The following is a 21,557-nucleotide window of genomic DNA, read 5'->3' on the forward strand; positions in this document are numbered from 1 at the left end:
GGGCTTATCCACAACCGGCCGGTAACCGGTGTCGGTCAGCCGACAGTCAGGGCGGACGCGCGCGGGGGGAGGGGCGGCCGTCGGCCACCCCTCCCCCCGCGTGACCCGTACGGGTCAGACCTTGGCCTTGCCGAGGATGCGGTTCACTGTTGTGCCGCACACCGGGCACTTGCCCTTGGCCATGTTCATGCCGGTCTTCGAGACCTCCACGCGCCCCTCGAAGTCCCGCTTCTCCTTGCACTTCACGCAGTAACCGTTGTAGGTCTGGGCCTGGTCGGCCACGGTAGCCCTCCTCGTCTCGTCCGCCGGACATGCCGTCCCGGCGGGTTTCCCTGCGGCGGGCCAGGCGAGGCACCGGCGCCGGGGGGTTCTCGGCGGCCACTGGGGTGACCGCTGGTTGGCGGACCCTACCCAGGTCTGGGCAGTTCCATGTCAGCTGTGCGCCGACTCTGTGAGCAAGTCGACGTCGAGAGTGTGCATGCCGCATTAGGTCGGATAAGTCACTTTGGCGGGGACACGCCGGGTGAATGCGCTCAGATCCCCCTTAGGGGCGGCCCCCGCGCGACGACCCGTCCGTAGATCACCTAACGTGTGCGGGGGCGACGAGGTGACGCTCCGGAGTGTCGTGCAGGTCCCCCGCAAAGAAATTTTTCAGGACTCCTGACGACCAACCACCATTTTCCGGGCGCGTGTCGTCGTGTTGACTCTTGCGGACCCCTGGTCAGTACGCATTAGCTTTCCCTCGTGACAGTCAGCCGAGGCTGCGCGGACCAGTGATGGCCGGGACGCGGAAGCCGGTCGTCGAGGTACGGCGCAGCCAGCGCCGGCGACGCACGGTGTCCGCGTACCGGGACGGTGAGCGGGTCGTGGTGCTCATCCCCGACCAGTTCTCCCGCGCCGAGGAGAGCGAGTGGGTCGACCGGATGCTGGCCCGGCTCGCCGCCCGGGAGGGCCGGCTCGCCCGCTCCGACGCCGAGTTGCTGGCCCGGGCCAAGCGTCTGATCAACCTCTACCTTCCCGAGCACGGCGCGGCCGCCGCCCCGGCCAGCGTCCGCTGGGTCACCAACCAGAACGGCCGCTGGGGCTCCTGCACCCCGGCCGACCGCACCATCCGGATCTCGCACCGGATCCAGGACATGCCCGACTGGGTGGTCGACTACGTGCTCCTGCACGAGCTGGCGCACCTGATCGTGCCCAGCCACAACGCCTCGTTCTGGACCCTGGTCGGCAGGTACCCGAAGACCGAGCGGGCCCGCGGCTACCTGGAGGGCGTCGCCTCCGCCAGCGGCGTCCCCCTGGCGGACTGACCGCCGCCGGGCCCGGCGACCCGGCTTTGATCCACTCGGAGTGCGGCACTCCGTGCCATCCTGGCCCGCCGACACCCCGCCCCGCCGCAGGACGAGTCGATCATGTCGGGCACCTGCCGCGGACGCAGTATGCGGAAGCCAGACTTTCCCGGAAAGTGTTGTCTTCTCGCGCGCTGAGGCCACTACTTCCCTGAACTTGCGCGGATCTTGGTGGGCGGGTGGGACGCGGGCAGGGGTTAGGGTCGGGCATGGCTCGACGTGTGGTGGTGGCGTTGCTCGGACCGGTGGCCTGGACGCCGCCGGGGATCGACCCGACCCGGTGGCGGACCGCGCTCGCCGAGGACGTCGTGGACCTGCTCGCCACGCTCAACGAGGTGGAGACCGCGGTGGCGGTGACCCCCGGGGACCGCTGGCTGGCCGACGCCGTGGTCTGGCCCGGTACCGCCGTCCTCGAGGTGCCGGAACCCACCGTCAACGCCGTGTTCGCCGCCCTCGCCGGCACCGCACCGACCGCCGACGCCCGGCCCGCCCTGGCCCCTCCGCCCGCCCAGGCCGCTCCGCCCGGCCAGGCCGCTCTGCCCGCCGAGGCCGCTTCGCCCGTCGGCGCCGCCTCGCCCGGCGAGGCTCGGCCGGTCGAGGCGGCCCGGCCGGTCGAGGCGGCTCGGCCCGTCGACGCCGCTTCGCCCGGCGTTGCGGGGCCGGCCGGTGAGGTCACGCCGGTCGCAGGCGATCGCGCCGGGCGCGGCGGGTACGACCAGGCGGCCGTGGTGGTCGCCGACGCGCCGGACGTGCCCGGGCTCACCCTGGGCAAGCTGCTGCGGAAGCTGTCCAGCCGGCCGATCGCGGTGGCCCCGGTCGAGGGAACCGGCCCAGGGTTGCTCGGCGTGGCCGCCCGGCTGCCCGTACCCGACTGGCTGCCGGCACTGGACCTGGACCGGGATGCGCCGGCCGACGTGCGCAGGGCCGCCCCTCGGCCGGGGGACGTGGCGGTCACCGCCGGCTGGCGCCGGCTGCGCGGCCCGGCCGACCTGGCCACCCTCGACCCGGCCTTCGAGGGCTGGGAGGCGACCCGCGCCCTGCTCTCCGCCCCATCCCGCTGACCGCCGCCGTCAAAGCAAGATCCGCACAACTTCCGGGAAACAGTGGCCTCGCCCTGGCGTCGAGGCCACGGTTTCCGTGAAGTTGTGCGGACCTTGCGGGGGCAGCGGGCGGGTCAGGACTTGTCGTCGTCCTCGCCCGGAGCCTGCTCCTCCGGGGCGCCGGGGGCGGTGAAGTCGAAGTTCGCCAGCTCCTCGTCGAGGTCGCCGGTGGTCGCCGCGAACGCCTCCGGGTTGGCGAAGTCGTCGTCCGAGGGGAGCAGGTCGGGGTGGCCCCAGACCGCGTCCCGGCCGGCGATCCCGCGGTGCTCGGTCAGCGCCGCCCAGAGCACCGTGGCCTCGCGCAGCCGGCGTGGCCGCAGCTCGAGGCCGACCAGGGCGGCGAAGGTCTGCTCGGCCGGCCCACCGGCGGCCCGGCGGCGGCGGAACGCCTCGCCGAGGCGGACCACGTTGGGCAGGCGGTCGCCGGCGGCGCTGTCCACCACGTGGCACACCCAGCCCTCGACCAGGGCGAGCACGGTCTCCAGCCGGGCCAGCGACGCCTTCTGCGCCGGGGTGTCCTCGGGCGTGAAAATGCCCTCCAGGGCGATCGCCTGCATGGACTCCGGGTCGGTCGGGTCGACCCGGCCCATCGCCTCCTCGATCGCCTCCCGGTTGACCCGGATGCCGGCGGCGTAGTTCTCCACCGCGGTGAGCACGTGCCCGCGCAGCCACGGCACGTGCTGGAACAGCCGCTGGTGGGCGGCCTCCCGCAGGGCCACGTAGAGGCGCACCTCGTCCTCGGGCAGCTCCAGGCCCTCGCCGTACGCCCGGATGTTGGCCGGGACGAGCGCGGCGGTGCCGGCCGGGCCGAGCGGCAGGCCGATGTCCCCGGCGGAGAGCACCTCGGCGGCGAGCGAGCCGAGCGCCTGGCCGAGCTGGCCGCCGAAGAGCGCGCCGCCCAGCGTGGCGACCATCGACTGCATCGGGCCGAGCTGGGCCCGGGCCTCCGGCGGCACCAGGTCGCCCATCGCGCCCACCATCCGGCTGGCCACCGGGTCGCAGAGCTTGCGCCAGACGTCGAGGGTCTTGAAGATCCACTCGTTGCGGTTCCAGGCGACCGACGTCCGGATGCCGGAGGGCCACGAGGTGGCCGGCTCCAGCCAGAGGTCGGCGATCCGCAGCGCCTCCTCCACCGCGTTGCGTTCGAACGGCGAGACCGCCGGGTCGCCGCTGGCGGCGAGCTGGCTGGCGGCCACCTGACGGGCGAGGTCCCAGTTGACCGGCCCGCTGCCCGGCGCGGAGAGCAGGTGCTGCAACTGCGACATGAACTGCTGCATCTGCGCGGGATCGTTGGGGTCTGGTGGTTGCCCACCCGGGAGCGCGAATCCGAACGGAATATCAGGCACGTCGTCTACGGTACGCGTGCCCCGCCGCAGGTCGCGCCGTCGGCGTTGCGCTGAGGGCGAAGTCCGGCGGTCACCGCGCCGGACGTCTCCGCCCGGATCGGTACGCTCTGCCGCATGAGACGTCGCGGCGTGACCGTCCTGCTCGGTGCACTGCTCACCGCCCTGCTCAGTGTCGGCGTGCTGAGCGTGCCCATCCCGTACGTGGTGCTCGGTCCCGGCCCGACGGTCAACACTCTCGGCAGCGCCGACGGCAAGGAGATCATCCAGGTCAGCGGGCGGTCGACGTCCACCTCCGCGGGCCAGTTGCGGCTCACCACGGTCGGCGTGCAGCCCACCGTGCGGCTCCGGTCGGCGCTGGCCGGCTGGTTCTCCGAGGACGAGGCGGTGGTGCCGCGCGAGCTCGTCTACCCGCCGGGCGAGTCGGAGGAGGAGGTCGAGAAGCGCAACGCCGAGGACTTCCAGAACTCGCAGACCAGCGCGGAGACCGCCGCCCTGCGGGAGCTGGGTTACCCGATCCGGGTGCTGGTGAAGGCGGTCACCCCGGGCGGGCCGTCGGTCGACGTGCTCAAGCCCAACGACGTGCTCACCTCCGTCGACGATCAGCAGGTGACCAGCGCGGGCAAGCTCACCGAACTGATCCGGGCCAAGCCGGCGGGGACCGAGCTGAAGATCGGGTACACCCGGGCGGGCGTCCCGGCCACGGCCACGGTGACCAGCCGGGAGCAGGACGGCCGGCCCCGGATCGGCATCGAGATCGACCAGCAGCAGCCGCACCCGTTTACCCTCAAGATCGACCTCGGGGACATCGGCGGCCCGAGCGCCGGACTGATGTTCGCCCTCGGCATCATCGACAAGCTGGAGCCGGCCGACCTGACCGGCGGGAAGATCATCGCGGGCACCGGCACGATCGACGACGAGGGCCGGGTCGGCCCGATCGGCGGCATCGCCCAGAAGCTGGTCGGCGCCAAGCAGGCCGGCGCGAAGGTCTTCCTGGTGCCCGCCGACAACTGCGCCGAGGCGGTCCGTAACCCGCAGCCCGACCTGCCGTTGCTCAGGGTGGCGTCACTGGACGACGCCCTGAAGGCGCTGGACACGCTCCGCGCCGGAGGTCAGCCCACCCGTTGCTGAGCCGGTTGCGGCCGTGCGCGAGGATCGTGACGTGACCTTGACCCGACGTGTTCAGGAACACGCCGTACTCTGGGTGCCTGGTCGGAGCCGATCACATCGAGCGTGCGGAGCCAACAGTGGTCATGCGTAGCAGTCCCCTGCCGAGGATGAGCCGGCGCGGACGCGTCACCATCGGGGTCCTGATCGGGGTGTTCGTGCTCTTCACCCTGCTCGGGTGGGGAGTCAACGCCTGGACCGACTGGCTCTGGTTCGACGAGGTCCGCTACACCCAGGTCTTCACCGGGGTCCTCGCCACCCGGCTGCTGCTGTTCCTGCTGGTCGGGCTCGGCATGGCGCTGGTCATCGCCGGCAACCTCTGGCTGGCGTACCGGCTGCGGCCCCAGTTGCGCCCGCACTCCCCGGAGCAGGTCACCCTCGATCGCTACCGGATGCTGCTGAGCCCGCGGCTCGGCACCTGGATCGCGCTGGTCGCCGGGGTCATCGGGCTGTTCGCCGGGCTCTCCGCGCAGAGCCGGTGGAGCCAGTGGCTGCTGTTCCGCAACGGCGGCAGCTTCGGCGTGAAGGACCCGGAGTTCGGCGTCGACGTCGGCTTCTACGTCTTCCAGTTGCCGTTCTGGCGCTACCTGCTGGGGGTCGGCTTCACCGCGGTGGTGCTGGCCCTGCTCGGCGCGCTGGCCGTGCACTACGTCTTCGGCGGGGTGCGGCTGCAGGGCGTCGGGGACCGGATGACCAACGGGGCCCGCGCTCACCTGAGCACGCTCGTCGCCGTCTTCGTCCTGCTCAAGGCCGTCGCGTACGTGCTGGACCGGCGGGCGATGCTGCTGGAGTACAACGAGGGCGCCAAGCTCTACGGCGCCGGCTACGCGGACGTGAACGCGCTGCTCCCGGCGAAGGAGATCCTGGCGTACATCTCGGTCGTGGTGGCGATCGCGATCATCGTGTTCTCCAACGCGGTGATGCGGAACCTGGTCTGGCCCGGCATCGCGCTGGCCCTGCTCGGCGTCTCCGCGGTGGCCATCGGCGGCATCTACCCGTGGGCGGTGCAGACCTTCGAGGTCAAGCCGAGCGCCCGGGACAAGGAGGCGCCGTACATCCAGCGGAGCATCGAGGCGACCCGGGCGGCGTACGGGCTGACCGGCACCAAGACCTCGGGGTACCAGGCGAGCAATCTGACCCCGCCGGCCAGCCTGGCCACCGACACCTCGGTGGTGCAGAACATCCGGCTGCTCGACCCGCAGCTGGTCTCCGAGACGTACACCCAGCTCCAGCAGGTGCGCGGCTTCTACGACTTCGGCCCGAAGCTGGACATCGACCGGTACACCGTGGCCGGCAAGACCGCCGACTACGTGGTCGGCGTCCGGGAGATCAACTACGGCGAGCTGACCCCGCAGCAGAGCAACTGGATCAACCGGCACACCGTCTACACCCACGGCTACGGCCTGGTCGCGGCCCCCGCCAACCAGGTCTGCAACGGCCTGCCGTACTTCGTCTCCGGCTTCCTCGGGGAGTCGGGGAAGGAGGCGCAGGGCTGCTCCTCGCCGACCGACCAGATCCCGGCCCAGCAGCCCCGGATCTACTACGGCGAGCGGATGGAGGCCGACGACTACGCGATCGTCGGGCAGACCGGGGACCGCAACGTGGAGTTCGACCGCCCGACCTCGACCGGCGGCGAGCAGTACTACACCTACACCGGCGAGGGCGGCGTCAAGATCGGCTCGTTCACCCGCCGGCTGCTCTACGCGCTCAAGGAGCAGGAGTCGAACTTCCTCCTCTCCGAGGCGGTGAACGAGGATTCCAAGCTGCTCTACGTGCGCAACCCCCGGGACCGGGTGGAGAAGGTGGCGCCGTTCCTCACCGTGGACGGCGACCCGTACCCGGCCGTGGTGAACGGCCGGATCCAGTGGATCGTGGACGGCTACACCACGGCCGCGACCTACCCGTACGCCGACCGGGTCAACCTCCAGGCCGAGACCGCCGACGAGCTGACCGGCCGGGGCACCTTCCAGCTCGCCCGGGAGAACGTCAACTACATCCGTAACTCGGTGAAGGCGACGGTCGACGCGTACGACGGCACGGTCCGGCTCTACGCGTTCGACGAGACCGATCCGGTGCTCAAGGCGTGGAACAAGGCGTTCGGCGGCGACCTGGTGCTGCCGAAGGCGGACATCCCGCCGGAGCTGGCCGCACACTTCCGCTACCCGGCGGACCTGTTCAAGGTGCAGCGCAACCTGCTCACCCGGTTCCACGTCACCGACCCGGGCGACTTCTACTCGGGCCAGGACTTCTGGCAGGTGCCGAACGTGCCGGACGCGCCGGACAGCGGGCAGAAGCAGCCGCCCTACTACCTCTACACCCAGTTCCCCGGGCAGGCGGAGGGGCCGCGCTTCCAGCTCACCTCCGCGGTCACCCCGAACGGCCGGCAGAACCTCGCCGCGCTGATCTCCGGGTCGTACGTCGACGGGCAGCCACGACTGGAGGTGCTGGAGCTGCCGGACCAGACCCGGACCGCCGGCCCGGTCCAGGTGCACCAGCAGATGACCAACACCAACTCGAACATCCGGCAGCAGCTGAATCTGCTCTCCTCCGGCAACCAGGCGCAGGTGCAGTACGGCAACCTGCTCTCGCTGCCCTTCGGCAACGGCATGCTCTACGTCGAGCCGGTCTACGTGAAGAGCAACCAGCAGGATGCGTACCCGCTGCTGCAGAAGGTGCTGCTGTCGTACGGCGACGGTGGCTCGTACATGGTGCTGGCGGACAACCTCGCCGACGGCGTCAAGCAACTCGTCGAGCAGGGCAAGCGCGCCGGTGCCGGCAATCCGCCCAGCTCCGGGGGCAACGCCCCGCCGCCCACGGGCGGCACCAGCCCGCCGGTGCTCACCGGCGAGCTGGCCCAGGCCGCCGACCGGGTGCAGGCCGCGATCGGTGAGGTCAAGGCCGCCCAGGCGTCCGGTGACTTCGAGCGGTACGGGCGGGCGCTGAAGGCGCTGGACGAGGCGATGACCGCGTTCCAGGAGGCGCAGACGGCGGCCAACCCGTCGCCCGCCCCGTCGACGAGCGGCAGCCCGTCCGCGTCGCCGCCGGTCTCGCCGTCCCCCTCCCCGAACGGCTGACGCCGACCCGACCAGGCAGGCCCGTGGCCCGGAACCCGTAGCGGTCCCGGGCCACGGGCCTGTTGTGTCGCGTACCGGACGGAACGCCCGCAACCCGGCACCCCGTTCCACCGTCAACAGTGCAGGTGGGGACGGAGGGAGGCGGATTCTTCGATGCGGGACGCGAACAGCTTCGACGACTTCTACCGCAGCACGTCGGCGCGGACGCTGCGGTACGGCTACGCGGTGGCCGACGACCCCGGCGAGGCCCAGGACCTGGTCCAGGAGGCGTACGCCCGGGCCTGGCGGCAGTGGGGGAAGCTGGCCGCCCATCCGGCCCCGGAGGCGTGGTTGCGGCTGGTGATCAGTCGGCTCGCCACCGACCGCTGGCGCCGGTTGCGGAGCTGGCGGCTGGCGGCCAGCCGGACCGGGCCGCCGGACGACGTGCGGCCACCCGGCGAGGAGACCGTGCTGCTGGTGGGCGCGCTCCGGCAGCTGCCGGCCCGGCAGCGGCAGGCCCTCGCCCTGCACTACCTGTTCGACATGTCGGTGGAGGAGGTCGCCCGGGAGGCCGGGGTCCCCACCGGAACCGTGAAGTCGTGGCTGTCCCGGGGTCGCACCCGGCTGGCCGAACTGCTGCCCGGGGTGGCGACCGAGGAGCTGGAGGTGAACGATGTCGCGTGAACTGGCCCGTTTCTACCGGGCGCTGGCCGCCGACACCGACGAGCGGGTGCTGGCGGCGCCGGACCAGGTGCGCCGGCGCGCCGACCGGCGGGCGCGCAACCGGGCCGCGCTGGGCGTACTGGCCGCGGCCGTGCTGGTCGGCGGGACCGCCGCCGGCTCGGGGATCGTGCTGACCTCCGGCCCGGACGCCTCGCCCGGACCGCCGCCGGCCGCCAGCCCCACCGGCGGCCCGTCGGCGCCGCCCACCACCGGGGCGCCCAGCCCGTCGCCGTCGGCGAGCCGCAGCACGCCCCCGTCCCGTACGCCGGACCGGCCACCGGCGACGACCGGCTCGCCCGCGGCCAGCACGCCGACGCGCATCCCGGACCGGGCGTTCTTCACGCTGCCGCCGGCCAACGACACCGGCAGCGGGGAGGAGTTCGGCTCCGGGCCGGTGCTGCCCGCCCTCTGCGGGGTGGCCCCGGGCGAGTCGGACGTGGTGGCCCGCCGGGCCCGGACCATGGCGTTCAAGCTCGCGGGTACGCCGGCGGGGTACGTACCGGACGGCAGCTACCGGCACAGCATCACCATCTACCGCGCGGGCCGGGCCGACGACGCGCTGCGGCAGCTGCGCCGGGCCGTGCAGAACTGCCCCACGCAGCCGGACCCGTACTCGGAGCGGACCACCCACCTGAAGCTGTTGACCGGCGGGGGGTACGGCGACGAGTCGGTGCTGTTCGAGATCCGCACCCTGCAGCAGGACGTCAACGGCTACCCGACCGGCGGTGACGAGGTACGCCTGATCCGGGCGATCCGGGTCGGCGACGTGGTCACCGTGCTCTGGGAGCAGGGCTGGGAGGGCACCTCGACCGACCGCGAGCAGTTCGACGCGGACAGCCGGCGGGCCACCGACGCGGTGCGGAGGTGGCTGGACTGAGGCTCGTTTTGCGCCCCCTGGGGTCGGTGCGCTACGGTGGACGAACCGACGCGGGGTGGAGCAGCTCGGTAGCTCGCTGGGCTCATAACCCAGAGGTCGCAGGTTCAAATCCTGTCCCCGCTACTCGACCCGAAGGGCCCCGGAGATCTCTCCGGGGCCCTTCGTCGTACGGGGCCGTGCCGCGATCGGTAACCCGGCTGATCTCCACGGCGAAGATGCGATAGGCTGTACGAGCCGACGCGGGGTGGAGCAGCTCGGTAGCTCGCTGGGCTCATAACCCAGAGGTCGCAGGTTCAAATCCTGTCCCCGCTACTCGTCGCGAAAGGCCCCGGAGTTCGCTCCGGGGCCTTTCGCCGTTTCGGCACCGATCCGCAGGTCAGCAGGGTGGGTCTTGCCAGCCAATTTCTGAGAGACTACTCTCGAAACATGTCTCTCAGAAATCCGGGCGACGCCGGCAACCCCTACGGCGATCTCGAACTGACCGACCCGAAGGCGATGCGGGCGCTCTCCCACCCGGTCCGGCTGGCCATCCTGGCGCGGCTCCAGGGGTACGGTCCGGCGACCGCCACCGAGCTCTCCGAGCACGTCGGCGCGACGCCCTCGGTCACCAGCTGGCACCTGCGCCACCTGGCCGGGTTCGGCCTAGTCCGGGACAGCGGGACCGGCGGCGACGCCCGGAAACGCTACTGGGAGGCGAGCGCGCGGGGCTTCCGGTTCACCTTTCCCGAGGACCCGGAGGGCCAGGCCGCGAGCCAGGTGCTGAGCCAGGCCATCTTCACCCGGGACGCCGACCTTCCCCGACAGTGGATGGCCGAGGTGGAGCCGCGACTGGCGCCGGAGTGGCGGCGGGAGGCGGGCCTGTCCAACACCAACGTCCCGTTGACCGCGGCCGAACTGGCCGCCGTCAACGCCGCGATCGAGCAGGTCCTCGCGCCCTACGTCACCCGGGACCCGGCCGACCGACCGGCGGGGGCCCGGCATGTGCGGTTCATGCGCTACGTGATGCCCGAGGCGGAGGAGCGGTGAGCGGGCCGGGGGAGGCCCCACGTCCGCTGCTCCGCGAACCCGGCTTCCGGTCGTTCTTCCTGGCGCACACCGTCTCGCAGTTCGGCGACCGGATCTCCGAGCTGGCCTTTCCGCTCCTCGCGGTGCTCCTCCTCGACGCCACCGCCGCCCAGGTGTCGGTGCTCACCGCCCTGGTGTGGCTGCCCAACCTCGCCGGGATTTTCATCGGCACCTGGGTGGACCGGCAGCCGAACAAGAAGCGCCTCCTGGTGGCGGCCGACCTGATCCGGGCCGGACTGCTCGTGACGGTGCCGCTCGCCTTCGCGTTCGACGCCGGCACGCTGGCCCAGCTCTACGCGGTGGCGCTGCTGACCGGGGCGGCCTCGGTGCTGTTCAACACCAGCTACCCGGCCTTCTTCGTGCTGCTCGTGGACCGGCCCCGCTACCTGGCAGCGAACAGCGCGCTGAGCGCCAGCCGCTCGGTGTCGTTCATCGCCGGTCCGGCCCTCGGCGGTGCGCTGGTGCAGGCGCTGACCGCGCCGATCGCGATCCTGGTGGACGCCGTCTCGTTCCTGCTCTCCGCGGTCGGCGTCGCCCGGGCCCGACGGACCAGGGTGGCCGCCACCGACGAGGACGCCGCGAGCGGCCGGCTCTGGCAGCGGGCCCGGGAGGGGCTGCGGTTCACCCTCGGCCACCCCGTCCTACGGGCCGGCCTCGGCTGCACCACCACGGTCAACTACTTCAGCTTCATCTTCAGCGCGCTGCTCGTCTTCTTCGCCAGCCGTACGCTCGGCCTCCCGCCGGGGCTGCTCGGCCTCGCCCTCGGGGTCGGCGCGGCCGGCGGACTGCTGGGCGCGGTGGTGGCGCCCCGGCTGTCCGCCCGGATCGGCGTGGGCCGCAGCATCGTGCTCGGCGGGGTCGTCTTCCCGGCCTCCATCGCCCTGGTGGCCGTCGCCGGGGGCCCGCTCTGGGCACGGGTGACGCTGGTGGCCGCGGCGGAGTTCCTCTCCGGGATCGGCGTGATGCTGTTCGACGTCAACCTCAACGCGCTCCAGGCCACGGTCATCCCCGACGGCCTGCGCAGCCGGGTCTCCGGGGCGTACTCGACGGTCAACTACGGCGTCCGGCCGCTGGGCGCGCTGACCGGTGGCGCGCTCGGCAGCTGGCTCGGCCTGCGCCCCACGCTCTGGATCGCGGCGATCGGCGGGACCCTGTGCGTGCTCTGGCTGCTCCCCTCGCCGATCCCGAAGGTGCGTTCCCTGGACCAGCTCGACGACCCCGAAGAGAGCCGGCTCGCTCCGGCCGGCACGTGAGACGTGTCGGAGCCGGGCGTCCACACCGACGCCGCCACGAACCTCTGGTGGCGGGTCGTCCGGTGACCCCCGGGTCGGGTTCGGCCCGTCCGCCCTGCCCGGGTTGCGCATCTCGGCGAGGATGGGGGCATGTCTGCTTGGAACAGGTGGTGGGGGCGGCTCGCTGCCGTCCTCGGTGCGGTCGTGCTCTCGGTGTTCGTGCCGGTCGCGGCCTGGGCGTCCACGGGGACCGGCGAGCTGGTGGTCGAGGCCGCCCGGCGGCGGTCCCGGGGCGGCGGCGGCTTCCTCGGGCTGCTCTGCTGCCTCGTGGTGGTCGTGGTGATCGTGCTGTTGGTGCTGCGGTTGATGCGTAACCGGCGCGGCGGCCCGCCGCGCTGACCCGACCCGTCCGCCGCGGTCCCGGCCGGGCCGCGGCGGTCACCCGGCCAGGGCCGCGTTCGCCTGCGCCATGAACTTCGAGGTCGCCGCCCGGGCCCCGGACCTCTTCCCGCGGATGCTCTCCGCCGCGGCGATGAGCAGCGCACGCACCCGCGCGTGACCCCTGGGCGGGGGAGCGGGCGCCGGACCCATCAGGTCGGCGAGGTCGGTGCCGAGGGCGACCAGCCGCTTCTCCGTCCGGTCGGTGGTGCCGTCGGTGACCGACCGCCGGACGGAGACGCTCGGGTTCAGCCCGCGTTCGGTGCCCAGGATCCGGCCGGCCGCCACGTCGTTGGTCAGGAAATTGATCACGTCGACGACCACCCCGGGCTCACGGGTGCCCCGGAAACCGGCCCAGTACATCGACGCCCGCGGCCACTGCGCGGCCGGGCTGCCGGGCAGGGCGACCATGCCCAGCTCGTCGTGGGTCAGGCGCTGGAGCTCGGGAAGCTGGTGGGACCAGGCGAAGGACGCGGCCGCGTGTCCGGTGACCACCAGCTGGTTGGCCGCCTCGCCGGTGTCCGCCAGCTCCACCAGGGCGGCGCTCGGGGTGGCGCGGTCGTACCGGGCCACCTCCCAGAACTCGAACCAGTCGAGCAGCTCGGCGGACGTGAAGCCGAGCTGCCGCCCCTGGTACAGCTCGCCGCCCTGGCCGCGCAGCCACAGCCAGAGCGCGCGGTAGTCGCCGGAGGGGTCCATGGTGCCGGCCACCCGGCTGCCGGAGGCGCGGGTGACCCGGGCGGCCCACCGTACGTAGTCCTTCCACGGCATGCCCTGGTGCGGCTCGGGCACCGCGAGGCGGCGCAGCAGGTCGCGGTTGTAGACCAGCGCCGCGTTGGTCTGGGCGGCGGGGACCGCCATGGTCCGGTCGTCCACCTGGCCGTACCGGGCCAGGTTCTCCGGCAGGCCGCGCAGGTCGAGCCGGTGGTCGGCGACGTACCGGGTGAGGTCGAGGACGATCTCCCGCTGGGCGTACTCGGTGAGCACGGTGTCGTCGATCTGGAACAGGTCCGGCACGTTGCCCCCGGTGGCCTGGATGGCCAGCCGGTCGTAGTAGCCGGGCAGGCCCTGCCAGGTGACCCGGAACCGGACCCGGGGATGCTGCTGCGAGTAGAGCCGCAGCGCCTTCTCGGTGGCCTTGGCCCGCGCCTCGCCGCCCCACCAGAACACCGACAGCTCGATCGGCCCGTCGTCCGCCCGGGTCTGCTCGTCGGGGGAGCAGCCGGCGAGCCCGCCGGTGGCGAGCAGGGGCAGGCCCGCGACCGCGCGCAGCAGCCGCCGCCGGGTCGGGTCGGCGCCGGCGGGCGGCACGGGCGGGGAAGCGCGCACGGGGGCTCCTGGGGCGCGGGCGGCTGCGGCGGACGGACCATTTACACAGGGCACGGGGGAAGGTGTCAACGCCGGGCCCGTTCCTCGACGTGGCGCCCCGACCGCCTCCCGCGTCCACCCGGCCGGGCGGGACGGTCCGGTGGCCGCACCGGGCGTCCCTCCGGCGCGTGGTGTACTAGGCGCCGTGGAACTTCTGCACTCGGGCAAGGTCAGAGACGTCTTCGCCGACGGCGACGAGCTGATCCTGGTCGCCTCCGACCGGATCTCCATCTACGACGTGGCGTTGCCGACCCCGATCCCCGACAAGGGTCGCCTGCTCACCGCCCTGTCGCTGTGGTGGTTCGAGCAGCTCGCCGACCTGGTGCCGAACCACGTGATCTCCGCCACGGACGTGCCGGAGGAGTTCGCCGGCCGGGCGATCCGCTGCCGCCGGCTGGACATGGTCCCGGTCGAGTGCGTGGCCCGGGGCTACCTGACCGGCGGTGGCTTCGCCGAGTACCAGCGCAGCGGCGCGGTCTCCGGCGTGGAGCTGCCCCGGGGCCTGGTGGAGGCGTCGATCCTGCCCGAGCCGATCTTCACCCCGTCGACCAAGGCGCCCAAGGGCGAGCACGACGAGCCGATCACGTACGCGCAGGTGGTCGACAAGGTCGGCGCGGAGACCGCCGAGCGGCTGCGGCAGATCACCATCGACGTCTACCGGCGCGGCGCGGAGATCGCCGCGGACCGCGGCATCCTGGTCGCCGATACCAAGATCGAGCTGGGCTGGGCGCCGGACGGCACCCTGGTTCTCGCCGACGAGGTGCTCACCTCCGACTCGTCCCGGTTCTGGCCGGCCGAGTCGTACCAGCCGGGCCGGGCGCAGTTCTCCTACGACAAGCAGTACGTCCGGGACTGGGCCACCGGCAGCGGCTGGGACAAGCAGCCGCCGGCCCCCGAGGTGCCGGCCGAGGTGGTCGAGGCCACCCGGGCCCGCTACGTCGAGGTCTACGAGAAGCTCACCGGCAACCGCTGGGACTGACCGGGACACACCACTTCGCCGCACCTGCTGGACCCACCCCGGGTCACCGTCGAGGATGGTCCCGTCACTCTCGGTCGATCTCGGGGCGGTCGGATGAACGGCGACATGTGGATCAGGGCGCTCAAGGCCGCGCGGGCCGGCGCGGGTGTCTCCCAGGAGGCGCTCGCGGAGTTGATCAGGTGGAGCCCGTCCACCATCGCGGCGATCGAGACCGGCCGGCGCCGGCCGACCCCGCAGTTCGCCGAGGCCGCCGACGCGGCACTGGGCACCGGCGGGCTGCTGGCCGAGCTGCTGGCGGTGGCCGCCCGGCAGGATTCCCCGGCCTGGTTCGCGCCGTGGCGGGGGATCGAGACCGAGGCGATCGCCCTCCGCACCTCCCAGCCGTCGCTGGTGCCGGGCCTGCTGCAGACCGAGGCGTACGCGCACGCGGTGCTCCGCGCCCAGGGCACCCACACCCCCGAGCAGGTGGACCGGCTCGTCGCCGGCCGGATGGCCCGCCAGGAGCTGCTGACCGGTCCGGCCCCGAAGCGGTTCACCGCCATCATCGACGAGACCGCCCTGCGCCGGGTCGTCGGCGACCGGGACGTCCAGCGTGCCCAGCTGGAGCGGCTGGCCGCGCTGCCGCACGTCCGGCTCTACGTGGTGCCGGCCGAGGTCGGCGCGCACCCCGGGCTGGCCGGCGGCTTCGTGCTTGCCACCCTGCCGGACGGCGACGAGGTGGCCTACGTGGACGGAGTCTTCGGTCAGGTCGTCGACCGGCCCGACGCCGTGGATACCATCAGGACCATGTGGGACACGCTGCTCAGCGAGGCCCGGCCCGCCAGCGTGTCGGTGGAGCTGATCGGGAAGCTGGTGAGCGAGCTGTGAACACTGCCCCCACCCCTCGGTGGCGCGTGTCGAGCCGGTCCGGCAACGGCGGGGACACCTGCGTCGAGGTGGCCGACAACCTGCCCGGCCGGGTGCTGGTCCGCGACTCCAAGGACCGCGAGGGCGCCACCCTCGCCTTCGCTCCGGGCGCGTGGCGGGCCTTCGTCGCCCTGGTCAAGGCCGCCGGCTGAACCATCGCCCCCGGCCGAGGGCGCGACCGCCAGCGGACGCGGCATCGCCGGACGCTCCCCACTGGACTGCCCGGCTCTGCCGACCGGCCGTGGAAACTGATCCGCCGGCGCGTGCAGCGGATCCGGCCACCCGTGGCCTCTACCGGGTGGAGGTGCCATGCAGCCGACGTTCGAGGAGTTCGTGACCGCGCGCGGGGGATCCCTGCTGCGGTTCGCGCTGATGCTCACCGGTGACCGGCACCAGGCCGAGGATCTCGTCCAGTCCGTGCTGGCCAAGGCGTACGTCCGCTGGGCGCGGGTGGCCGCGATGGGCCAGCCCGAGGCGTACCTGAAGCGGGTGCTGGTCAACGAGAACCTGCGCTGGTGGCGGCGGCGCTCGTCGCGGGAGACGCCGGTCGCCGAGCCGGGCGACGGCCCGTCCGGGGTGGACGGGGCCGGGGCGTACGCGGCCCGCGAGGCGGCCTGGGCGCTGCTGGGCCGGCTGCCCCGGCGGCAGCGGGCGGTGCTGGTGCTCCGCTATTACGAGGACCTGGCCGACGCGCAGATCGCCGAGATCCTCGGCTGCACCCCGGGCACCGTCCGTTCCCAGGCGGCCCGGGCCCTCGCCACGCTCCGGGCCGTGGTGCCCACGATGGATCGGGAGGCGCTGCCGTGAGCCGCTACGACGTGGAGGATCTGCTCCGGGACGCGTTCCACGGGCACGAGTCGGAGATCGAGGACGGTCAGCAGGGGCTGGTCGGGGCGGTGCGGGCCCGAGTGGCCCGGCGCCGCCGCCGGTCCCGCCGGGTCGCCGTCGGCGCGACCGCCACCGCCGTGCTCGTCACCGTCGGGCTGGTCCCGGTGCTCACTCGGGACCGGCCGCCCAGTGCAACACAGGTGGCCGAGCGCCGAGCGGCCGAGGACCGGGCGGCGACCGCGAACTGGCGCTGGGAGAGCGCCCTGGGCGCGGAGATCCGGGTGCCCGACGCCTGGGGAGTCAACGACTACGGCTGCCATATGACCGGACAGCCGAGCGCGGTGCGGGCCGGGGGTGGTCCGCAGCCGAGGTGTCTGACGCCGGAAGCCCCCACCAAGGAGTTGGCCTTCCTCAGCGACAGGACCGTGGACCAGCCCGGCGCCGTGCTGTCCGGCCGCCCGCTGACCGTCGACGGGGTGCCGGCCGTACGCACCGAGGGGCGGCTGCCGGACGGCCGCTGGGCCGGGTCGGTCACCGTGGACTCCCGCCGGGTCGCGGTCACGGTGCGGACCCTCGACCAGGAAACCACCCGGCGGATCCTGGACAGCTTCCGGCTGGTGGAGACCGACCACGCCGGCTGCGCCGCCCGCCGCCCGTCGGTGCCGCCCGCCCCGCCGACCGGACAGCCCCACTCTGCGCCGCGCGTCGAGGACAGCTCGCAGCGGCGGCCCACGCCGTTCGTACCGGCCCCTACCTCGATCAGCATCTGCCAGTACCCGGGAGAGACCGGGTCGGCGTTCGCGGACCGACTCCTGGGCTCCGTTCGGCTGACCGGGGACGGCGCGAAGAGCCTCGCCGCCGCGCTCAACGCGGCGCGCCCCGGGTGGAACGCCGGCCATCCGGCGGCCTCCTGTAAGCGGCCCGATCCGGCCCGCTACGACGTGCTGCTGCTGGTCCGCGGCCCCGACGGCGAGACCCGGGTACGCGTGCGCTACAGCGGCTGCGCCGAGCTCGGACTGGACAACGGGGTGCGCCGGGCGCAGCTCACCATGCGGCTGCTCGCCCAGATCATGCGACCGCTGCACACCGGCTACGGCGTGAGCGTCGACCTGCCCGACTAGTCCACCGCCCTTCCGCGACGGCCCGTACGATCAACAAGCGTGCGTGACATTGCCGTGTTCAGCGGGACCGCCCACCCCGACCTCGCCGCTGAGATCTGCACCCACCTCGGCGTCCCGCTGCACCCGGTCCGGGTGTCCCGGTTCGCCAACGACTGCCTGGAGGTGCAGTTGCAGGCGAACTGCCGGGAGCGCGACGTCTTCCTGATCCAGCCGCTGGTGCCCCCGGTCCAGGAGCACCTGGTCGAGCTGCTGCTCATGATCGACGCGGCCCGGGGCGCGTCGGCCGGCCGGATCACGGTGGTGCTGCCGCACTACGCGTACGCCCGGTCGGACAAGAAGGACGCGCCGCGCATCTCCATCGGCGGCCGGCTGGTGGCCGACCTGCTCACCTCGGCCGGCGCGGACCGGTTCCTCGCCATGACCCTGCACTCGCCGCAGGTGCACGGCTTCTTCAGCGTCCCGGTGGACCACCTGCACGCGCTGCGCGAACTGGCCGCCCACTTCAAGGGGTACGACCTCAGCAACGCGGTGGTGGTCTCGCCGGACCTGGGCAACGCCAAGGAGGCCGCCGCGTTCGCCCGGATGCTCGGCACCCCGGTGGCGGCCGGCGCCAAGCAGCGGTTCAGCGACGACCGGGTCCAGATCAGCACGGTGATCGGTGACGTCGCCGACCGGGACGTGATCGTGCTGGACGACGAGATCGCCAAGGGCAGCACGGTGCTCGAGCTGATGGCCCACCTGCGCGAGCGGAACGTCCGTTCGATCCGGCTGGCCTGTACCCACGGCCTCTTCTCCAGCGGCGCGCTGGAGCGGCTCAGCGCGCAGGACGGGGTACTGGAGATCGTCTGCACCAACACGGTGCCGAACCCGGCCGAGAAGCGGGTGCCGAAGCTGGAGGTGCTCTCGGTGGCGCCGGCGCTGGCCGAGGCGATGCGCCGGATCCACAACGGCGAGTCGGTCAGCGCCCTCTTCGCCTGAGCCGGCCGGGGTCGGTGCCGTCCGGGCGGGGGCTCAGCCGTCGACGGGGCGGGCGGCGGGCTGCCGGGTCGCCATCGCGGCGGTGATCCGGACGATCGTGCCCTCCGCGCCGGTCTCCACCGCCATCGTGTCGCTCAGCTCCCGGGCCAGCCAGAGGCCCCAACCGCCGGCCTTGTCCGGGGCGGGGCGGTGGTGGTCGCTGAGCCGCTGGACGCTGATCCCGTGGCCGTGGTCGGCGACCTCGCAGACCAGCTCCCCGCTCTCGTGCCAGAGCCGCAGCCAGCCCTGGCCGCCGCCGTGCCGCACGGCGTTGGTGATCAGCTCGTTCACCGCCAGCACGAAGTCGTCCAACCGCTGGCCGCTCAGCCCGCAAGCGCGTGCGCAGGAGGTGACCGAGTGCCGTAGCTCGGTCACCTGGGCCTGGTCGAAGGCCTCGGCGATGAGGAGGGAACGTTCGATGGGCACAACCGTACGCGGTGCGGGGGATTCTGCGTTCGTCATGGCCCCGTCCCGGCGGTTGATCTCGACGATTTTCGCGGCATTTCCACCGTACGTCAGGGTTTCCCGCCCCGCACCCACCGCCCCGCCCCGGGCGCGCTGTGGCAAGGTGTCGCGCATGCCGTCGTCCCCGGGGGGCCTGGAGGTCCCGCTCTGGCGGTCCATCGCGGTGTTCCGGTTCGCCTCGCTGGCGTACGTGGGCCTGCTGGTCCTCCGCGACGCCCACCGGTACGCGCACCCCGTCGCCGCCGGCGGCGTACTCCTGGTGATGCTGGCCTGGACCGGGGTGACCGCGGCCGGCTACGCGCGCCCGGCCGGACGGCGCTGGCCGCTGCTCCTGGCCGACCTCGGGGTGGTCCTGGCGATCATGCTGGCCACCCCGAGGGTGATCGGCCGCGCGGCGCTCGCCGCCGGCGTGCCCACCCTGACCGTCGCCTGGCTGGCCGGGCCGGTGCTGGCGTGGGCGGTCTCCGGCGGCCGGCGGCGGGGCGCGGTCGCCGCCCTGATCCTCGGCGCGGTCGACCTGGCCACCCGGGAGCGGATCAGCCAGTCCTCGCTCACCGGGGTGATCCTGATGCTGCTCGCCGGGGTGGTGGTCGGGCACGTGGCCCGGTTGGCGGTCACCGCCGAGGAGCGGCTGCAACGGGCGGTGGAGCTGGAGGCGGCCACCCGGGAGCGGGAGCGGCTGGCCCGGGACATCCACGACTCGGTGCTCCAGGTGCTGGCGCTGGTGCAGCGGCGCGGCGCCCAGCTGGACGGCGAGGCGGGCGAGCTGGCCCGGCTGGCCGGCGAGCAGGAGGCCGCGCTGCGCGCGCTGATCGGCCGGGCGGGCGCCGTGCCGGCCGAGGCGGGCGACGCCCGGGACCTGCGCGACCTGCTCGACCGGTACGCCTCGGCGACGGTCGAGGTGGCCGCGCCGGCCACCCCGGTGCCGCTGCCCGCGGGGGTGGCCGGCGAACTGGCCGCCGCGGTCGGGGCGGCGCTGGACAACGTGGCCCGGCACGCCGGCGGGCGGGCCTGGGTGCTGATCGAGGACGAGGGGGAGACGGTGACCGTCTCGGTACGCGACGAGGGGCCGGGGATCCCGGCGGGGCGGCTCGCCGAGGCCGCCGCGCAGGGCCGGCTCGGGGTGGCGCAGTCCATCCAGGGACGGGTTGCCGACCTGGGCGGCGAGGTTCGGATCGTCTCCGCCCCGGGGGCCGGTACGGAGATCGAGCTGCGCGTCCCGAGGAGCGGCCGGTGAGCATCCGGGTGATGGTGGTCGACGACCACCCGATGTGGCGGGAGGGCGTCGCCCGGGACCTCACCGAGGCCGGGTACGAGGTGGTGGCGACCAGCGGGGAGGGACGGCAGGCGGTGCGGGTGGCCCCGGCGGCCCGCCCCGATGTGGTGGTGCTCGATCTCCAGCTGCCCGACGTCTCCGGGGTCGACGTGATCCGTGGGCTGCGGGCGGTCCTGCCGACGGTGCGGGTGCTGATGCTGTCGGCCAGCGGCGAGCCGCAGCGCGTGCTGGACGCGGTGAAGGCCGGCGCCACCGGCTACCTGGTCAAGTCGGCCGCGCCGGCCGAGTTCCTGGATGCGGTGCGGCGCACGGCGGCCGGCGAGCCGGTCTTCACGCCCGGCCTGGCCGGGCTGGTGCTCGGGGAGTACCGCCGGCTGGCGGCCGGCCCGGCCACCCCGGACGACGCGGCGCCCCGGCTCACCGAACGGGAGACCGAGGTGCTGCGGCTGGTCGCCAAGGGCCTGTCGTACAAGCAGATCGCCGAGCGGCTCGGGCTCTCCCACCGGACGGTGCAGAACCACGTGCAGAACACGCTCGGCAAGCTCCAGCTGCACAACCGGGTCGAGCTGACCCGCTACGCCATCGAGCGGGGCCTGGACGACTGACGGTCAGGTGGCCTCCGGGGGCCGGGTCTCGTGGATGGCCAGCTCCTCCGCGGTCGCCCCGCCACCGGCCGCGCCGGCGTCGAACGCGACGTTGTCGGTCTCCTCGTCGGTGCGCGCGCCCTGGTCCGGCTCGACCAGCCGGCCCACCTGGTGGTCGGCGACCGCGCCGAGCTGGCCGTGGTCGTAGAGGGAGACCGGCGAGTGCGGGTCCGAGGTCGGGCCCGGGTCGATCACGTCGGCGTCGAGCTGGGCCTGCGCGGCGGCCTCCTCGCTGTCCGCCTCGGCGGCGATGTCCGGATCGACCGGGCCGGCGAGCGGGTCGTCGGCGGGCCGCTCGTACTGCTCGCGCTGGAGCTTGTAGTCCAGCGACTCGCCGTCGAGCTGCTCCTCGGCCGTGGTCCCGTACCGGTCCACGGCCACCGGGGTGCGGTCGCCGGGCAGCTGGGCCGGCTCGGGGCCGTCCGCCTCGCGCCCGGTCAGGACATCGTCGTCGGCGGTCGAGTCGTCGTCGGCGGTGTCGGGCAGGCCCTCCGCCTCGGGATCGGACACGGGGGTGGGGTACTCGTCGTCGCGCATGGGTGGTCACTACCCACTGGGCTCGTGGCCTTAACCGGGTTCGGCGGGGTGGATCGGGAGGAACAGGGCCAA

At 73.4% G+C, this 21,557-nt stretch carries 22 protein-coding genes and 2 tRNA genes; 19 read left to right on the top strand and 5 right to left on the bottom strand.

Going from position 1 to position 21,557, the window contains the following annotated elements; genetic code table 11:
• Positions 1-114 precede the first annotated feature (114 nt).
• The gene (locus ACGFI9_RS29955) at positions 115-282 is read right to left on the bottom strand and encodes a DUF5679 domain-containing protein (RefSeq protein WP_012014940.1); all 168 of its coding nucleotides are present in this window, start codon (positions 280-282) and stop codon (positions 115-117) included.
• Between the two features lie 494 nt (positions 283-776).
• Between ACGFI9_RS29955 and ACGFI9_RS29960 the strand changes: the two genes are divergently transcribed.
• Both ACGFI9_RS29960 and ACGFI9_RS29965 read left to right on the top strand, forming a co-directional pair.
• On the top strand, positions 777-1,307 hold the full coding sequence (locus ACGFI9_RS29960; protein ID WP_393183220.1) for a M48 family metallopeptidase: 531 nt from the start codon (positions 777-779) through the stop codon (positions 1,305-1,307).
• 248 nt (positions 1,308-1,555) lie between these two features.
• A complete protein-coding gene (locus ACGFI9_RS29965; protein WP_393183222.1) occupies positions 1,556-2,407 on the top strand; it encodes a hypothetical protein in 852 nt (283 codons plus the stop codon).
• Between the two features lie 113 nt (positions 2,408-2,520).
• Here the strand turns inward: ACGFI9_RS29965 and ACGFI9_RS29970 are convergent, their stop codons facing one another.
• A complete protein-coding gene (locus tag ACGFI9_RS29970; protein ID WP_393183224.1) occupies positions 2,521-3,723 on the bottom strand; it encodes a zinc-dependent metalloprotease in 1,203 nt (400 codons plus the stop codon).
• A gap of 183 nt (positions 3,724-3,906) precedes the next feature.
• Between ACGFI9_RS29970 and ACGFI9_RS29975 the strand changes: the two genes are divergently transcribed.
• From ACGFI9_RS29975 to ACGFI9_RS30015, 9 genes are all read left to right on the top strand, one after another.
• A complete protein-coding gene (locus ACGFI9_RS29975) occupies positions 3,907-4,920 on the top strand; it encodes a PDZ domain-containing protein (RefSeq protein WP_393183226.1) in 1,014 nt (337 codons plus the stop codon).
• Positions 4,921-5,042: 122 nt separating this feature from the next.
• The gene (locus tag ACGFI9_RS29980; protein ID WP_393183228.1) at positions 5,043-8,030 is read left to right on the top strand and encodes a UPF0182 family protein; all 2,988 of its coding nucleotides are present in this window, start codon (positions 5,043-5,045) and stop codon (positions 8,028-8,030) included.
• A gap of 153 nt (positions 8,031-8,183) precedes the next feature.
• A complete protein-coding gene (locus tag ACGFI9_RS29985; RefSeq protein ID WP_393183230.1) occupies positions 8,184-8,693 on the top strand; it encodes a SigE family RNA polymerase sigma factor in 510 nt (169 codons plus the stop codon).
• Complete coding sequence (locus ACGFI9_RS29990) at positions 8,683-9,609, top strand: hypothetical protein (RefSeq protein WP_393183232.1); 927 nt, start codon at positions 8,683-8,685, stop codon at positions 9,607-9,609. Before ACGFI9_RS29985 ends, ACGFI9_RS29990 begins: the two co-directional genes overlap by 11 nt.
• Positions 9,610-9,658: 49 nt before the next feature.
• Positions 9,659-9,732: transfer RNA gene (locus ACGFI9_RS29995), tRNA-Met, on the top strand.
• Positions 9,733-9,847: 115 nt separating this feature from the next.
• Positions 9,848-9,921: transfer RNA gene (locus ACGFI9_RS30000), tRNA-Met, on the top strand.
• Positions 9,922-10,035: 114 nt separating this feature from the next.
• On the top strand, positions 10,036-10,635 hold the full coding sequence (locus ACGFI9_RS30005; protein WP_393183234.1) for an ArsR/SmtB family transcription factor: 600 nt from the start codon (positions 10,036-10,038) through the stop codon (positions 10,633-10,635).
• Entirely contained in the window at positions 10,632-11,927 is a 1,296-nt protein-coding gene (locus tag ACGFI9_RS30010) for an MFS transporter (protein WP_393183236.1), read from the top strand. The genes ACGFI9_RS30005 and ACGFI9_RS30010 overlap by 4 nt, the downstream gene beginning before the upstream one ends.
• A 129-nt stretch (positions 11,928-12,056) precedes the next feature.
• Entirely contained in the window at positions 12,057-12,305 is a 249-nt protein-coding gene (locus tag ACGFI9_RS30015) for a hypothetical protein (protein WP_393183238.1), read from the top strand.
• Between the two features lie 39 nt (positions 12,306-12,344).
• On the opposite strand, the gene ACGFI9_RS30020 is transcribed toward ACGFI9_RS30015, so the two are convergent.
• Positions 12,345-13,673 carry an ABC transporter substrate-binding protein gene (locus tag ACGFI9_RS30020; protein WP_393183240.1) on the bottom strand — a complete coding sequence of 443 codons (1,329 nt, stop codon included), beginning with the start codon at positions 13,671-13,673 and terminating at the stop codon, positions 12,345-12,347.
• 184 nt (positions 13,674-13,857) lie between these two features.
• On the opposite strand from ACGFI9_RS30020, the gene ACGFI9_RS30025 reads away from it, so the two are divergent.
• From ACGFI9_RS30025 to ACGFI9_RS30050, 6 genes are all read left to right on the top strand, one after another.
• Positions 13,858-14,691, top strand: a complete 834-nt coding sequence (locus ACGFI9_RS30025) for a phosphoribosylaminoimidazolesuccinocarboxamide synthase (protein WP_393183242.1) — start codon at positions 13,858-13,860, stop codon at positions 14,689-14,691.
• 93 nt (positions 14,692-14,784) lie between these two features.
• Positions 14,785-15,558 (top strand): helix-turn-helix transcriptional regulator, encoded by a 774-nt coding sequence (locus ACGFI9_RS30030; protein ID WP_393183244.1) that lies wholly within the window; start codon positions 14,785-14,787, stop codon positions 15,556-15,558.
• Between the two features lie 26 nt (positions 15,559-15,584).
• Positions 15,585-15,749 carry a DUF397 domain-containing protein gene (locus ACGFI9_RS30035; protein ID WP_393183246.1) on the top strand — a complete coding sequence of 55 codons (165 nt, stop codon included), beginning with the start codon at positions 15,585-15,587 and terminating at the stop codon, positions 15,747-15,749.
• 157 nt (positions 15,750-15,906) lie between these two features.
• Entirely contained in the window at positions 15,907-16,404 is a 498-nt protein-coding gene (locus ACGFI9_RS30040; RefSeq protein ID WP_393183248.1) for a SigE family RNA polymerase sigma factor, read from the top strand.
• Positions 16,401-17,546 carry a hypothetical protein gene (locus tag ACGFI9_RS30045; protein ID WP_393183249.1) on the top strand — a complete coding sequence of 382 codons (1,146 nt, stop codon included), beginning with the start codon at positions 16,401-16,403 and terminating at the stop codon, positions 17,544-17,546. Before ACGFI9_RS30040 ends, ACGFI9_RS30045 begins: the two co-directional genes overlap by 4 nt.
• A gap of 39 nt (positions 17,547-17,585) precedes the next feature.
• Positions 17,586-18,524, top strand: coding sequence for a ribose-phosphate diphosphokinase (locus ACGFI9_RS30050; protein ID WP_393183250.1), 939 nt, complete (start codon positions 17,586-17,588; stop codon positions 18,522-18,524).
• A 33-nt stretch (positions 18,525-18,557) separates the two neighbouring features.
• Here the strand turns inward: ACGFI9_RS30050 and ACGFI9_RS30055 are convergent, their stop codons facing one another.
• Positions 18,558-19,025: an ATP-binding protein gene (locus ACGFI9_RS30055; protein ID WP_393183251.1), complete on the bottom strand. Its 468-nt coding sequence runs from the start codon at positions 19,023-19,025 to the stop codon at positions 18,558-18,560.
• Positions 19,026-19,140: 115 nt separating this feature from the next.
• Here ACGFI9_RS30055 and macS point away from each other — a divergent pair, with 115 nt between their 5' ends.
• Complete coding sequence (macS, locus tag ACGFI9_RS30060; protein ID WP_393183252.1) at positions 19,141-20,265, top strand: MacS family sensor histidine kinase; 1,125 nt, start codon at positions 19,141-19,143, stop codon at positions 20,263-20,265.
• A gap of 11 nt (positions 20,266-20,276) precedes the next feature.
• The gene (locus ACGFI9_RS30065) at positions 20,277-20,909 is read left to right on the top strand and encodes a response regulator (protein ID WP_393183370.1); all 633 of its coding nucleotides are present in this window, start codon (positions 20,277-20,279) and stop codon (positions 20,907-20,909) included.
• A gap of 3 nt (positions 20,910-20,912) precedes the next feature.
• Here the strand turns inward: ACGFI9_RS30065 and ACGFI9_RS30070 are convergent, their stop codons facing one another.
• Complete coding sequence (locus ACGFI9_RS30070) at positions 20,913-21,485, bottom strand: DUF5709 domain-containing protein (RefSeq protein ID WP_393183254.1); 573 nt, start codon at positions 21,483-21,485, stop codon at positions 20,913-20,915.
• Between the last annotated feature and the right edge of the window lie 72 nt (positions 21,486-21,557).

This window comes from Micromonospora sp. NPDC048930 (genome assembly GCF_043197935.1).
Taxonomy (GTDB): Bacteria; Actinomycetota; Actinomycetes; order Mycobacteriales; family Micromonosporaceae; genus Micromonospora.

What these genes read in the sequence shown, in the direction of transcription:
- ACGFI9_RS29960 (WP_393183220.1), top strand. Translation starts at nt 777, where the DNA reads ATGGCCGGGACGCGGAAGCCGGTCGTCGAGGTACGGCGCAGCCAGCGC.
- ACGFI9_RS29965 (WP_393183222.1), top strand. Translation starts at nt 1,556, where the DNA reads ATGGCTCGACGTGTGGTGGTGGCGTTGCTCGGACCGGTGGCCTGGACG.
- ACGFI9_RS29970 (WP_393183224.1), bottom strand. Translation starts at nt 3,723, where the DNA reads ATGCAGCAGTTCATGTCGCAGTTGCAGCACCTGCTCTCCGCGCCGGGC.
- ACGFI9_RS29975 (WP_393183226.1), top strand. Translation starts at nt 3,907, where the DNA reads ATGAGACGTCGCGGCGTGACCGTCCTGCTCGGTGCACTGCTCACCGCC.
- ACGFI9_RS29980 (WP_393183228.1), top strand. Translation starts at nt 5,043, where the DNA reads ATGCGTAGCAGTCCCCTGCCGAGGATGAGCCGGCGCGGACGCGTCACC.
- ACGFI9_RS29985 (WP_393183230.1), top strand. Translation starts at nt 8,184, where the DNA reads ATGCGGGACGCGAACAGCTTCGACGACTTCTACCGCAGCACGTCGGCG.
- ACGFI9_RS29990 (WP_393183232.1), top strand. Translation starts at nt 8,683, where the DNA reads ATGTCGCGTGAACTGGCCCGTTTCTACCGGGCGCTGGCCGCCGACACC.
- ACGFI9_RS30005 (WP_393183234.1), top strand. Translation starts at nt 10,036, where the DNA reads ATGTCTCTCAGAAATCCGGGCGACGCCGGCAACCCCTACGGCGATCTC.
- ACGFI9_RS30015 (WP_393183238.1), top strand. Translation starts at nt 12,057, where the DNA reads ATGTCTGCTTGGAACAGGTGGTGGGGGCGGCTCGCTGCCGTCCTCGGT.
- ACGFI9_RS30030 (WP_393183244.1), top strand. Translation starts at nt 14,785, where the DNA reads ATGAACGGCGACATGTGGATCAGGGCGCTCAAGGCCGCGCGGGCCGGC.
- ACGFI9_RS30040 (WP_393183248.1), top strand. Translation starts at nt 15,907, where the DNA reads ATGCAGCCGACGTTCGAGGAGTTCGTGACCGCGCGCGGGGGATCCCTG.
- ACGFI9_RS30055 (WP_393183251.1), bottom strand. Translation starts at nt 19,025, where the DNA reads ATGACGAACGCAGAATCCCCCGCACCGCGTACGGTTGTGCCCATCGAA.
- macS (WP_393183252.1), top strand. Translation starts at nt 19,141, where the DNA reads ATGCCGTCGTCCCCGGGGGGCCTGGAGGTCCCGCTCTGGCGGTCCATC.
- ACGFI9_RS30065 (WP_393183370.1), top strand. Translation starts at nt 20,277, where the DNA reads ATGGTGGTCGACGACCACCCGATGTGGCGGGAGGGCGTCGCCCGGGAC.
- ACGFI9_RS30070 (WP_393183254.1), bottom strand. Translation starts at nt 21,485, where the DNA reads ATGCGCGACGACGAGTACCCCACCCCCGTGTCCGATCCCGAGGCGGAG.